Origin of the sequence: Egicoccus halophilus, assembly GCF_004300825.1 — a bacterium.
In the GTDB taxonomy this organism is placed as follows: domain Bacteria; phylum Actinomycetota; class Nitriliruptoria; order Nitriliruptorales; family Nitriliruptoraceae; genus Egicoccus; species Egicoccus halophilus.
Genome location: NZ_CP036250.1, coordinates 1,728,632 through 1,741,348, shown reverse-complemented (window position 1 = coordinate 1,741,348; position 12,717 = coordinate 1,728,632). Strand labels below are relative to the sequence as shown.

The 12,717-nt window shown below is 71.6% G+C and carries 9 protein-coding genes; 6 read left to right on the top strand and 3 right to left on the bottom strand.

Going from position 1 to position 12,717, the window contains the following annotated elements; translation table 11 throughout:
- The first annotated feature begins 81 nt into the window (after nucleotides 1-81).
- The 5 genes from ELR47_RS07720 to ELR47_RS07700 all read left to right on the top strand — a co-directional run bounded on the left by ELR47_RS07720 (nucleotide 82) and on the right by ELR47_RS07700 (nucleotide 6,867).
- A complete protein-coding gene (locus tag ELR47_RS07720) occupies nucleotides 82-1,695 on the top strand; it encodes a polysaccharide biosynthesis tyrosine autokinase (protein ID WP_130649371.1) in 1,614 nt (537 codons plus the stop codon).
- Between the two features lie 72 nt (nucleotides 1,696-1,767).
- On the top strand, nucleotides 1,768-3,387 hold the full coding sequence (locus ELR47_RS07715; RefSeq protein ID WP_130649370.1) for a polysaccharide biosynthesis tyrosine autokinase: 1,620 nt from the start codon (nucleotides 1,768-1,770) through the stop codon (nucleotides 3,385-3,387).
- On the top strand, nucleotides 3,384-4,178 hold the full coding sequence (locus ELR47_RS07710; RefSeq protein ID WP_130649369.1) for a WecB/TagA/CpsF family glycosyltransferase: 795 nt from the start codon (nucleotides 3,384-3,386) through the stop codon (nucleotides 4,176-4,178). The genes ELR47_RS07715 and ELR47_RS07710 overlap by 4 nt, the downstream gene beginning before the upstream one ends.
- Nucleotides 4,175-5,686, top strand: a complete 1,512-nt coding sequence (locus ELR47_RS07705) for a lipopolysaccharide biosynthesis protein (RefSeq protein ID WP_130649368.1) — start codon at nucleotides 4,175-4,177, stop codon at nucleotides 5,684-5,686. Before ELR47_RS07710 ends, ELR47_RS07705 begins: the two co-directional genes overlap by 4 nt.
- A complete protein-coding gene (locus tag ELR47_RS07700) occupies nucleotides 5,683-6,867 on the top strand; it encodes a glycosyltransferase family 4 protein (protein WP_130649367.1) in 1,185 nt (394 codons plus the stop codon). The genes ELR47_RS07705 and ELR47_RS07700 overlap by 4 nt, the downstream gene beginning before the upstream one ends.
- 156 nt (nucleotides 6,868-7,023) lie before the next feature.
- On the opposite strand, the gene ELR47_RS07695 is transcribed toward ELR47_RS07700, so the two are convergent.
- A complete protein-coding gene (locus tag ELR47_RS07695) occupies nucleotides 7,024-8,130 on the bottom strand; it encodes a glycosyltransferase (protein WP_130649366.1) in 1,107 nt (368 codons plus the stop codon).
- Nucleotides 8,131-8,232: 102 nt separating this feature from the next.
- The gene (locus tag ELR47_RS07690) at nucleotides 8,233-10,407 is read right to left on the bottom strand and encodes an S-layer homology domain-containing protein (protein WP_130649365.1); all 2,175 of its coding nucleotides are present in this window, start codon (nucleotides 10,405-10,407) and stop codon (nucleotides 8,233-8,235) included.
- Nucleotides 10,408-10,566: 159 nt separating this feature from the next.
- Between ELR47_RS07690 and ELR47_RS07685 the strand changes: the two genes are divergently transcribed.
- On the top strand, nucleotides 10,567-11,724 hold the full coding sequence (locus ELR47_RS07685) for a glycosyltransferase family 4 protein (protein WP_130649364.1): 1,158 nt from the start codon (nucleotides 10,567-10,569) through the stop codon (nucleotides 11,722-11,724).
- On the opposite strand, the gene ELR47_RS07680 is transcribed toward ELR47_RS07685, so the two are convergent.
- Nucleotides 11,725-12,717, bottom strand: coding sequence for a glycosyltransferase family 2 protein (locus ELR47_RS07680; RefSeq protein ID WP_130649363.1), 993 nt, complete (start codon nucleotides 12,715-12,717; stop codon nucleotides 11,725-11,727).

Genomic DNA, 12,717 nt, shown 5'->3' with positions numbered 1-12,717 from the left:
CCGTCGCACCGTCGGGTTGCAGAAAGTGGCCGTCCTGGTTGCGCAGAGCGACCATGTGGCACGACCGGGGATCGAGTTCACATGAGTCGCGTGACCGAGCGCGGGGCGGAGTCGCCCAGCGTGGTGGGCGCCCTGTGGCGGTTCCGGTGGCTCGTCCTGGCCGTGACCGTGGTCGCCGCCGTCGGGGGGTTCCTGCTCTCACGGGCGCAGCCGCCGGTGTACGAGACCTCGACGGTGCTGTACCTGACCGACCCGGGCTCGTCGGCGGTCTTCGGCGGCGGTGCCGGCACGAACCTCGACCGCTACGTGCCCCAGCAGGCCGAGCGGGCGATGTCCACCCCGGTCAAGACGCTGGCCGCCGAGGCGCTCGACGACGGCACCACCGCCGACGACCTGCACGAACTGGTCGAGGTCACCGGTGACGTCGAGCTCGCGACGCTGGAGATCACGGTCACCGGCGACTCGCCGGGCTTCACCGCGGCCGCCGCCGACGCCATGGCCGAGGCCTACCAGGAGGCGGTGCGCACGGCCGAGCTCGAACGGGCCGACCGGGCCGCCTCGGAGCTCGAGACGGCCGCCGCCGACATCGAGGCACAGGTCCAGGCGCTGGGCGAGGCGGGCGAGGACGAACCCGCCCTGCTCGCCCAGGTCAACGTGCTCACGCAACGGCTGCTGGAGGTGGAGGCGCTCTCGCAGCAGCTGCGGGTCGACGCGCGCCTGTTCGGTGCCGGGGTCGAGTTCGTCGAACAGGCCGAGGAGCCGCTGGCACCGGTGTCGCCGGCGCCGGTCCGTGACGCGCTGATCGCCGCCCTGCTCGGTGCCCTGCTCGGCGGTGCCGTCGCCTACTGGCTGGCCGGTCGCGGCCAGCGGGTGACCTCGTCCGAGCAGCCCAGCCAGGTGCTGGGGGTGCCGCTGCTGGGGTCGCTGCCGACCTACGACGTCGACGCCGAGGGCACGCTGCGCCACCGGGTCGACCTCGAGCCGCTGACCGCCGAGGCCTACCGGTTCGTCTACACCTCGCTGGAGCTGCTGCTGCGCGAGACCGGGGCCCGTTCGGTGATGGTGACCAGCGCCCGGCCGAAGACCGGCAAGACCGAGACGGCGCTGCAGTTGGCCGTCACCGCCCAGACCCGGGGCCGGCGCACGCTGCTGGTCGACGCGGACTTCCGCATGCAGGGCCTCACCCGCTTCCTGCGTTCGGAGCGCGAGCGTGGCCTGCTCGACCTCGAGGACACCACGCGCGAGCCGCTGGAGGCCGTCACGGCGTACCCGTACGTCGAGGGCGCCGACCTCGGCGTGCTGACCACCGGACGGGTGGGGGGCGAGGGCACCGAGCAGCTGCGCGAGTCGTGGTTCGGCCACGCCTTCCCGCAGCTCACCCAGCACTTCGACCTCACGGTCGTGGACAGCCCCCCGCTGCTGGCCATCGCCGACGCGGCGACCGTGGCCGCCTACACCGACGCGGTGGTGCTGGTCGTCCGCGAGGGCATGGACCTCGCCGACCTCGAGCGCGTCCGCGAACGGCTGCGCTTCGTCGGCCAACGGCTGGTCGGCTACGTGTACCTCAGCCCGTCCGCGCTGGAGAACAGCAGCTTCGACTACGGCCTGGTGCGGGCGCAGGCCAACCGGCCCGGCGCCAGTCGGCCCGCCAACCGGCCCGGCAGCCTGGCGCCCTCGGAGCCGACGCGCTCATGAGGCGACGGTGCGCGACGTGAGCTCGCCGCGGACACGACCCGTCGCCGGCAGCGGGCACCGCGGGCGGCGCCGATGAAGCCGGCGCCGGAACGGTGGGCCGACGGGCCGGGGCTGACCCTCTCCGTCTGGCGCCACCGCTGGCTAGTGCTCGCGGCGGCACTGGTCCTGGGCGGCGGGGTGTACGTCCTGTCGAGCATGCAGCCCGCGCAGTACCAGAGCAGCACCCGGCTGTTCCTCACCGCACCGGGCAGCACCGCGGTGTTCACGCCGACGGGCCGCCCGGTCAGCCTGGACCGCCACGTGCCCCAGCAGGCCCGCCGGGTGGTGTCGGCGCCCGTGCTGGCCGCGGCCGCCGAGCAGGTCGAGGGCCTCGACGCCGACGGACTCGAGCAGCGGCTGACGGTCGAGCACGACGAGGAGCTCGGGACGCTGACGCTGTTCGTCAGCGACGGCGACCCGGAGCGGGCGGCGCAGGCCGCGAACGCGCTCGCCGCGGCCTACCAGGACGCCGTGCGCACCGCGCAGGCCGAGCGGGTGGAGCGGGCCGTGACCGAGCTCGACGCCACGGTCGCGTCCATCGCGACGCAGGTCGATCAGCTCGAGACGGACGACCCGACCGACGCCGGAGCGCAGACGCAGGTGTCGCTGCTCACCCAGCGTCAGGTCGAGCTCGAGGCGCTGGCGCGGCAACTGCGGGTCGACACCCGGCTGTTCGGCGCCGGCGTGGAACTGCAGGAGGCCGCCCAGCCGGCGACCGGGCCGTTCTCGCCGAGCCCGCGTCGTGACGCCGCCGCCGCCGGTCTGCTGGGCGCGCTGCTGGCCGCCGCGGTCGCCTACTGGCTGGCGGGTCGTTCCCGTCGGCTGCGCACCGCGGCCGAGGTGCAGCAGGTCCTCGGGGTGCCGCTGCTCGGGGTGTTGCCGCTGTACCGGGTCCGCGACACCGGGACGCTGGCCGAACGGGTCGCGCTGGAGGCCCGGGTCACCGAGGCCTACCGCTTCGTCGCCGTCGCGCTCGAGGGCGTCCTCAAGGAGCTGCGCGGGACCAGCGTCATGGTCACCAGCGCCGCTCCCGGCGCGGGCAAGACGGAGACGGCCCTGCAGCTCGCGGCGACCGCCCGCCGGCGCGGCCGCGAGGTCCTGCTCGTCGACGCCGACGTGCGCATGCGGGCACTGACGAACTTCTTCCGGACCGAACGGCTGGCCGGCCTGCTCGACCTCGCGAGCGACCCGTCGCTCGCCGACCGCGAGTTCCGCCCGTTCCCGTACCGGATCGACGTCGAGCACCGGCTCGACCTGCTCCCGGCGGGTCGGCCGGACGCACACGAGGTGCCGCTGACCGGGGACTGGTTCGTGCCGGTGCTGCGTCGGCTCGAGGCCCGCTACGAACTGGTCGTGCTCGACGCACCGCCCATGCTCTCGGTCGCCGACACGGCCACCCTCGCCGAGCAGGTCGACGCCGTGCTGCTGGTCGTGCGCGAGGGCACCGGGTCCGCCGAGCTCGAACGGGCGCGCGACCGCCTGCAGTTCCTCGGGCGCCGCCTGGTCGGGTTCGTCCACCTGTCCAAGGGTGCCCTCGACGACACCAACTTCGACTATGGCCTGGTGCGCGCCCGCGCCTGGCAGCTGGGGAACGACCGGAACGCCGCGCGTCCCGCGTCCTCCCCGGTCCCGACCGGGGAGCGCTCGCCATGACGTCCGACCACGACCTGCCGCCCCTGGCGGGTGACACCATCCTCGGCACGCGCATCGACGCCACGTCCTACGACGACGTCCTCGCCCGTATCGAGGCGCGCCCGCGCGACCGCGTACAGCGATTCGCCTTCTGCAACGTCCACTCCGTGATGTCGGCACGCCGGGATCCGGCGCTGCGGGCCGCGCTCGACGCCATGGACGTGGCCACGCCCGACGGGATGCCGCTGGTGTGGACCCTGCGTCGCCGCGGCCATCCCGACCAGCCCCGGGTGTACGGGCCCGACCTGATGGAGCTGGCGCTGCCGCACGGGGTCGAGCGCGGCTGGCGGCACTTCTTCTTCGGCGCCAACGACGAGACGCTCGACCGGCTCCAGTCCCGCGCGCAGGAGCTCGCGCCGGGCGTCGAGATCGTCGGCCGGATCGCGCCGCCGTACCGGCCGCTGACCCCCGCCGAGGACGACGAGGTCGTGGCGCAGGTGTTGGCGTCGAGTGCCGACGTGCTGTGGGTCGGGCTCGGCATGCCCAAGCAGGAACGGTGGATGCACCGGGTCGCCGACCGTCTGCCCGGCGTGGCGGTCATGGGCGTCGGCGCGGCGTTCGACCTGTTGAGCGGCACCGTCCCGCAGGCGCCCGACTGGCTCCAGGAGCGGGGGCTGGAGTGGGCCTACCGCCTGTGGCGCGAGCCGCGGCGACTGTGGCGCCGCTACCTGTTCAACAACCCCGGCTTCGCCCTGCTGGTCACGCTCGAGACCGTCCGCCGTCGTCGCACGGCCGGCGAGGTACGGCGGTGAGCAATGAGTCCGCCACGGACTCCATGTCGAAGCGGACCTGGAGCGGATTGCAGTGGACCTACGGGGCCTCGATCTTCGGGGCGCTCCTGCAGGTCGGCTACACCGCCGCGATGGGCCGGCTGCTGCGGCCCGCCGACTTCGGCGTGCTGGCCGTGGCCACGGTCTTCCTGCGGTTCGGGCAGTACTTCGCGCAGATGGGGGTCGGACCGGCGCTGGTGCAGGCACCGTCGTTGACCGACCGCCGCATCAGCACGGCGTTCCTGACCAATCTCGGCTTGAGCACCGCGGTCGTCGCGGTGTTCGTCGCGATCGCCGGTTTGGCGCAGAACCTGCTCGACGACCCGGTGGTCGTCCCGGTCGCGCGCGTGATGGCGCTCGGTCTGCTGTTCTCCGCCCTCGGCGCCACGTCGAACGCGCTGTTGCGGAGAGAACTCGACTTCCGCCGCCTGGCGATCATCCAGCTGGTCAGCTTCGTGATCGGCTACCTGGTGGTCGGCCTCGGTGCCGCGCTGCTCGGTGCCGGCGTGTGGAGCCTGGTGGCCGCCCACCTCAGCCAGTCCCTGCTGAACACGATCCTGACCCTGCTCGCGCGGCCGCACCCGGTGCGCCTCGGCTGGAACCGGCGCGACGCCGGCGCGTTGCTGCGCTTCGGTGGACGCGTCAGCATCATCAGCTACGCCGAGTTCCTCGGTATGAGCCTCGACACGCTCATCATCGGTCGGGTCGCTGGCGGCTCGGCCCTCGGTCAGTACAACCGTGCCTACCTGCTGGTGACGCTGCCGCTCGAACGCCTGATGCAGGGCGTGCAGAGCGTGCTGTTTCCGGCCTTCAGCCGCATCCAGGACGAACGCGAGCGTCTGGCCCGGGTCTACCGCAGCGCGCTGGGCATCGCGGCGGCGCTGCTCATTCCGACCGCCGCCGGCATGGCCGTCGCGGCCGGGCCGCTCGTGCGCGTGGTGCTGGGTGACCAGTGGGACCAGGCGGCGAGCGTGCTGCCGTTCCTCACCGTGTCCGCCGTCGGCAGCCTGCTGGCACTGTTCGGCGCGGTCATCTGCGAGGCGACCGCCGACCTCAACCGCAAGCTCGCGCTGCAGGTGACCCACGTGCTGGTGCTGGCCGGGCTGCTGGCGCTGGCCGGCTCGGAGTTGCGCTGGCTCGCGTTGGCTGTCGCCGCGGCCCAGATGGTCCGCGTCGTGGGCTACTTCGGCCTCATGCGCAGGATCCTCGGCACGACCTACGCCGAGCACCTGCGGGCCCTGGCACCGGCGCTGATCACCGCCGCGGTGCTCGCTGCCGTTGGGATCGGCATCGAGCAGGGAGCAGCGGCCGTGTCGGCACTCCCCCGCCTGCTGCTGCACGTGGTCGCCGACGCCGTCGTCCTGGGCGCGTCCTTCCGCTTCGGTCCCCTCAGCGGCGTCCGCCGCGACCTCGCCGACTGGCTGGACAAGGCCGGCGCACTGGGACGCCTGCCCGAGAAGGTACGAACAGCGATGGGGTTGGTCACATGACGAAGCAGTCGATCGCCGTAGTGGGACCGATGAATGCGCAGCGGCTCATTCCCGCGCTGGATCTCGTGCCCCACGAGTCCGCGGAGGTCGCGGCGGTGGGCCACGGTGGCCACCCGGTGACCGAACTCGTTCTGGCCATGCAGCGAACGGTGGAGCGACTCGTTCTCGTGACGCTGCAACCCGGACTGCGGTCCCCCCTCGTGTACGAGAACGGTGCGGGCGTCCGCTTGCACATCGGCCCGTATCGTGAGCGGGCCCGGGACCGGGCACGGGACTTCTTCCGCACCGAGCGCGCCTACATCGAACAGGTGCTCTCGATGGAGCGACCACGGTCTGTCAGCGCCCACTGGACCTACGAATATGCACTCGGCGCGCTGCAGGCCGATCCACGCACCCTGGTGACCGTGCATGACTGGGCACCGGAAATCCTTCGTTTCGCCCCCGATCCGTACCGGGCGTGTCGTCTCGCCATGCAGGGTTGGGCTTTCGCCAAGGGCCGGCACTTCGCTGGCGTCTCTCCCTACATCACACATCGAGTTCAGCGCTACGCCCGCCGTTCCTGCGTCCTCCTGCCGAATGGGCTCGCAGACGAGTGGTTCCTTGCTCAGCCTGCTGAACGACGAGCAGACTCGCTTCGGTTCGTCGCCGTCAACAGCGGCTTCGACGCGAGAAAGAACGTCGGGACCTTGCTCGAGGCATGGCGCCTGGTGCAGCAGGTCTCCCCGCAAGCCCAGCTGCTGCTCGTGGGTGAGGGCTACGAACCGACCGGAGCTGCACAGCGATGGGCCGCGCAGCGTCGTTTGACGCAGCAGGTCGAGTTCCACGGCCCGGTGGACCGCCGCGGGCTGGCTGCGCTGCTCTCGACGGCGACCGCCTTCGTTCACCCGTCGCGGGAAGAGTCGTTCGGCATGGTCATCCTCGAAGCCATGGCGCAACGGGTGCCGGTGATCGCCGGCGCCGACAGTGGGGCCGTTCCGTGGCTGTTGCGAAACGGGGCAGGCCTACTCACGGACGTGCGTTCGCCGGCTGCCCTCGCTTCGAGCATCTTGGCCGTGGCCGACAGCCCTGAGCTACGGGCGGGACTGCGTGACCGCGCCAGCCGGCGCGCCCGGGAGTTCTCGATCTCGACTGTTGCCGACGACTACCTGCAGCACCTACGGCTCATCCGCGATGGCAGCTGACAGGGCAACGTTCGCCAAGGTCTCCCGTTCATCACCCGGCTGACGAGTTCTGTCTTTCCCCGCACGGCAGGCCCGGCTCCGCGTCCGCGCCTGCCCAGCACGTTCGCGCTACAGGAATACGCGCGTCAACTCGATGAGGTCCGTACCACCGGGCACTCACCCGAGGTGACGGGCGTTGTAGAGCCGGAAATAGTTCTCCGCGTGGTGCTGCGGGGAGAACGCCTCCGCGACGGCTCGAGCACCTGATCGACCGAGCGAGTCGCGCCCGTTCTCACCGGACTCGATCAGCGCGACAATGGCTGCAGCGATCTCGTCAGCGTATGGAGGGACCAGACGCACGCTCGGGATGGTCGGGCCGAGGTCTTTGAGTCCGGGCACGTCTGCGAGGACGAGCGGCAGGCCGCAACCGGCGGCTTCCAGCGCCGCGTTTCCCAGGCCCTCGTACAGCGACGGCATCACGAAACAGTCCGAAGCCCGCAGCAGCGGGGCAATGTCTTCGACGAATCCGAAGAAGTCGATGTGTTCTTTGAGCCCGAGATTCGCAGCCACCTGTCGTTCCGCGGATCCCACCTCACCTTCGATGCCAGCGTGCAGCAGGCGTACAGCGTGCCCGCCCTTGTGTAAGCGGTCCATGGCGAGGAGCAAGGCTTCGTGGTTCTTCACGTCGGAACAGTTCCCCACGACGGCGAGCACGAATTTGTCACCGATGCCGAACTCCTTCCGCAGCTCCTGACGCTCCTGCGGACCCGGGGGAACGAAACGCCTGCTGTCATACGTGTTGGGCACGATCTCGGTGCGGTGGCCAAAGCGACGCAATTCGTTGGCCGCCACCGATGGGCTGACAGCCGCCGCACGCACGCCCATGAGACGCTGCAGGAAGCGCTGCACGATGCGTTCGACACGAAGCGTGCCCTCGAACGCGAAGACGTTGTGAACGGTACGGACGATGCGACGACGCCCGGCCGCCCGGGCCAATACCGCAAGAGGGAAGTTGGCGCGCTCCATGTGCAGGTGAACGACATCGACCTCCTCGTCTCGAAGAAGTCGGACGAACTGCGCGATGAACGTCGCTCGTTGCGTCAGTGGCAGGTGGTGGATCAGCACGCCCGCACGCGCCAGGGTCGGTGCGTACGGGCCAGGTTCCGCTCCGGTCGCGAGCGCATGAACCTCTACACCTTGAGCCTGCCAGTACGGAGCAGCGATACGCAGCATCGTCTCCGCCCCGGAGGGTCGAAGTTCATCCAGGACGTGCAGCACCTTCATCGAGGAGCCTCATGACTGTTCGGAACCCGCCAGCATATGCCTAGGACGGACACCACCACGGATCGGCGCTGCCTGAGGCAGCACCGATCCGTGGTGCTGAGGTCAGCGGGGGGCTTTCTCGATCAGGCCGATCGAGGTGGCACCCTCGGAGAGGTGGGCGTGCCAGGGCCCCTGCGACTGCGGGCTCTGGGGGTAGGCCGGGAAGTTCGACCCGCTGCGACGCCACGCGTCACGGATCAGGGTGTCGTTGGGTGCGTACTTCGCGACCGTCGCCGCCGCGAGCACGTCGTGGTAGTAGTGCGGCAACGCCAGCGGCTGACTGCGGTTGGTCCGGTTCCAGCCGTTGTTGACGTAGCGGGACATCGACCAGGCGAAGAAGTGGATGTTCTTCTGGGAGAACCCACCCGCCACCGGAACCCCGGCCGTGCCGTCGTACCCGGCGGTCGTGCCGTAGTTCCACACGCTCATGTCGCCACGCTTGGCGTGGTACTCGGCGATGTCGACCAGGTTGAGCAGCACGTTGGCCGCGTACATCCAGCCCTGCTGCGGCGGGGCGTTGTGGAACCGCGAGTCGCCCCGCTCGAAGTCGCCCTGCACCCCTTGCGGGAACACCGAGAACCGCAGCGTCTCCTCCACGAACAGCCGGCTGTGCTCGAGCAGCTGGTCGACACTCAACCGCCCGTAGGCCGGTCCACCACTGCTCGGTGCCGTGTAGCCGTGCACCTTGAGGTAGTTCGCCGCCAGACTCCCGGCCGCCGCAACACTCGCGTGCCGGTTGGTGTAGCTCATCGCCATGTCACCGATAAGCGGACCACCGTCGAAGCTGCGACGGCTGGCGTTCGCCGGCCGGTTCACCACCCGGTAGTCCCGGTTGAGACGACCCGGCAGCGGCCGGCCCACCGCGGTCTGGTGCAACCAGCTGTACGACCAGTTCGCATACCCCCAGAACCAGCGGTCCAGGGTGGCGTTCTCCGCCGCGGTGAAGCTGTCACGACCCAACATGTCACGCATCTTCACCTGACGGTTCATCCACTGCGCCAGGTCGAAGATCGGGTTGGCCGCATGCCCGGGGAAGTTGACCGGATAGTTCGCCGCGTTCGAGAAGTCCAACGACGAGTGCGTCGCGTGGTGCAACAGCACCCCCTTGACCTCCCGACGCAACGCCTCACGCTGCGTGTGCTGCGGCTGGGTCATGTACACCCACGCCGCATGCATCGGACGCACGTGCTGCATCCCTTGCGGATAGGCGTCCCCCGACGCCAACGGCAGGTTCGGCTGCACCCAGTACGACGCCCGCGGGTTGGCCAGGAACTCGCTCGCCAACTGCACCGAACGCGCACCATCACCCGGCGAGAACGACCCACCATGCCCCGCATCACCCGTACGGAAGAACGGACCCGACTGCGCCATCGACGCCTGGAAACGCGCCACATCCCCCGCCGGATACAACAACCGCACCCCATCCGCCGGAGCAGGAGCAGGAGCAGGAGCAGGGACGGGCTCGGGAGCAGGAGCAGGGACGGGCGCGGGAGCCGGCGCCCTGGTGTTGCCGTTGCCCGGCTTCGGGCCCGCGTCCGGCTTGCCCGCCACGACGAGGCCGACGGTGCCGCCACCCGTCGCGCGGTACAGGAAGGTCGCGAACTGGGCCCGGGTGAGCGGACGCTCCGCGCAGAAGCGGGTCGCCGAGCAGCCGGCCGTCAGCCCGGCCTGCTGCAGCGCCGAGATGGCCGCGTCGTGGGTTCCTCGACCGGTGACGTCGGTGAAAGCGCCCGACGGTGCACGTCCCGCCAACCCGAGCACACCGGTGAGCAGCGTCGCCGCCTGCCCGCGCGTCAGCGTCCGGTCCGGACAGAAGCGATCGGTGTCGCAGCCCCTCGCCAGACCAGCGTCGACCAGGGCGTTGATCGCGCCGGCATGGGTCGAGCCCGACCGGACGTCGACGAAGCGATTCGCCGTCGACGGCTCCAGTCCGGTCGCCCGCAGCAGCGTCGTGGCCGACTGTGCCCGCGAGAGCCCTGCGTCCGGACAGAAGCGGTCGACGTCACACCCCAGGGTGATGCCGGCGCGGGCCATCATGGCGATGGCCGCCGCATGGGTCGAGCCGACCGCGACGTCGCGGAACGCGACACCGTCGGCCTCGCTCGCGCCGGCTGCGGACGTCGCGTCGGTGGTGGCCGCATCGGCTGCCGTCGCCGGCATCGTCGTCGCGAACAGGGCGACGGCGAGCACGGCGGCGAGGATCCGGAGCGCTGACGGGGAGCGGGTCGTGGTGTCCATGGCAGGGGTGACGACCGACCGACGCCGCCACTTGAGCCGTGCGCACGAAACTCGTGAAATGCTTCAGATCGGCTCAGCGCGACCGAATACCCGCGCAGACGAGGATCGACTGGGCACCGGGCTGCCGGCCGGTACGGTGCCGCCGTCCAGGGGGGCGACGTGCGCATCCTGCAGCTACACACCCGCTACCGACAGGCGGGCGGCGAGGACCGGGTGGTCGAGGCCGAGGCCGAGCTGTTGCGCGCCGCCGGGCACGAGGTGCTCCTGCACGAGGAGGCCAACGCCGAGGGCGCGGGTGCGGCGATCGCCCTCGGCGCCGCCATGTGGAACCCCGCCGCGGCCCGTCGGGCCGCCGCCGTCGCCGAGGCGTTCGCCCCGGACGTGGTGCACGTCCACAACACCTGGTTCTCGATGAGCCCGGCGGTGCTCCCCGCGCTGCGTGCCCGCGGGCTGCCGGTCGTGATGACACTGCACAACTACCGACTCACCTGCGCCGCGGCGACGTTGTTCCGCGACGGCGCCCCGTGCGAGGACTGCGTCGGCTCGCACCCGTGGCACGGCGTGCGGCACCGGTGCTACCGCGACTCCGCCCCGTCGTCGGCCGTCGCGGCGGGCACCATCGCCTTCCACGCGCGGCGAGGTACCTGGCAGCACGACGTCGACCGTTACCTGGCGCTGTCGGACTTCGGCCGGGACCGCTTCGTCGCTGCCGGACTCCCCGCCGACCGCCTCGACGTCAAGCCGAACTCGGTGGCCGACCCCGGCCCTCGACCCCGACCGCCCTCGTCCTCCGACACGGTCGTGTTCGTCGGGCGTTTGTCCCCGGAGAAGGGGCTCGACGTCCTGCTCGACGCCTGGCGACGTGCGGCGCCCCGTCTCCGACTCGTCGTCGTCGGGACCGGGCCGATGGACGACGACCTGCGCTCGCGTCGCCTCGACGGCGTCGAGTTCCGCGGCCGTCTCGCCGGCGAGGCGGTCGAGGAGCTGCTGCGCTCCTCGCGGGCACTGGTGTTCCCCTCGACCTGGTACGAGGGCCACCCGCTGGTGCCGCTGGAGGCGGCCGCCGCCGGGCTGCCCGTCCTGCTCTCCGACCTCGGCGCGATGACCAGCCTGTTCGCCCCGGGTGACGAGGAACTGCGCTTCCCGCCCGGCGACGCGCAGGCGCTCGCGGAACGGCTCCGGTGGCTCGAGGACGCCGATGTCGTCGACCGTGCCGGCCGCTTCGTCCGTGCGCGCTACGAGCAGCGCTACACCCACGAGCAGGCCGTCGCGACGCTCGAGGCGACCTACCGGCAGGTGCGGGCGCCGGTCGGCTGATCAGGACCGGCAGAGCCGCCGCACGAGCGGCTCCACGCCGTCCGGCCAGCTGACCACTCGCCTTGGGAAGCGTCGGTCGAGCCACGTCGTGACGTCCCGGTCGAGGTGCTGCACGGGTGCGCGCCGGCGGACGGGCAGCAGGCTACGGGCCGCGAGCTCGAGCCCGCCGGGATGCCGTCGACGCAGCGCCCCGAGCCCCATCCGCACGGCGGTCGACCGGTGTCCGTCGCGGAGCGCGTCGTGGCAGACCCACCGGTGCAGGTCCGGCCAGTCCAGCGGTCGGTCCGCCCGGCGCGGGGCGTGCCGCCGTTCGATCTCGCGGGCGGCGGCGAACAGGCCGTCGACCGCGCGTCGCTCGGTGTGCCAGCGCCGCCAGCGGGCGGCGACGACCGTCTCCACGACCACGGCGGGCGGCCCGTACTCGGCCAGCCGGATGCACAGCTCCCAGTCGGCGGCGCCCTCCACCGTCGGATCGAACCCACCGAGTCGATCGAGGACCGCACGCTCGACCAGGAGGTTCGACCCCGTCGCCGGCACGGCGTTGCGGTACGGCAGGCCCGCCACGGCGGCCTCGACCGACGGTGCGGGGAGCAGGGCCTCGAGCCGTGGCCCCTCGGAGAACACCAGCCCGGCACCGAACGACCAGGCCGCGCCGGTGTCGCGCATCACGGTGAGCTGCCGGGCCACCTTGCCGGGCAGCCAGAGGTCGCCCCCGTCGAGGAAGGCGACCAGGTCGTGCGCCGCCAGCTCGAGGCCGAGGTTGCGCAGGTCCGAACGGCGGGCGTCGGGCGCCTGCACGACCCGGATCCCGTCGATGCCGTCGAGATCGGCGCGGGCGGCCGGCGCCAGATGCGGGCTCGCCACCACCAGCACCTCGCCCGCAGCGGCCTGCGGACGCACGCTCGCGAGCGAGCCCGCCAGTCCCGGCGTCCCGTCGGCGATCACCACCACGCTCACGGGCGCGTCGTGCAGCGGCCCGTCACGCTCCGGCAT

Excerpts from the sequence above, each read along its gene's own strand:
- ELR47_RS07720 (WP_130649371.1), top strand. The coding sequence starts at position 82 with ATGAGTCGCGTGACCGAGCGCGGGGCGGAGTCGCCCAGCGTGGTGGGC.
- ELR47_RS07715 (WP_130649370.1), top strand. The coding sequence starts at position 1,768 with ATGAAGCCGGCGCCGGAACGGTGGGCCGACGGGCCGGGGCTGACCCTC.
- ELR47_RS07710 (WP_130649369.1), top strand. The coding sequence starts at position 3,384 with ATGACGTCCGACCACGACCTGCCGCCCCTGGCGGGTGACACCATCCTC.
- ELR47_RS07700 (WP_130649367.1), top strand. The coding sequence starts at position 5,683 with ATGACGAAGCAGTCGATCGCCGTAGTGGGACCGATGAATGCGCAGCGG.
- ELR47_RS07695 (WP_130649366.1), bottom strand. The coding sequence starts at position 8,130 with ATGAAGGTGCTGCACGTCCTGGATGAACTTCGACCCTCCGGGGCGGAG.
- ELR47_RS07690 (WP_130649365.1), bottom strand. The coding sequence starts at position 10,407 with ATGGACACCACGACCCGCTCCCCGTCAGCGCTCCGGATCCTCGCCGCC.
- ELR47_RS07680 (WP_130649363.1), bottom strand. The coding sequence starts at position 12,717 with ATGCCGGAGCGTGACGGGCCGCTGCACGACGCGCCCGTGAGCGTGGTG.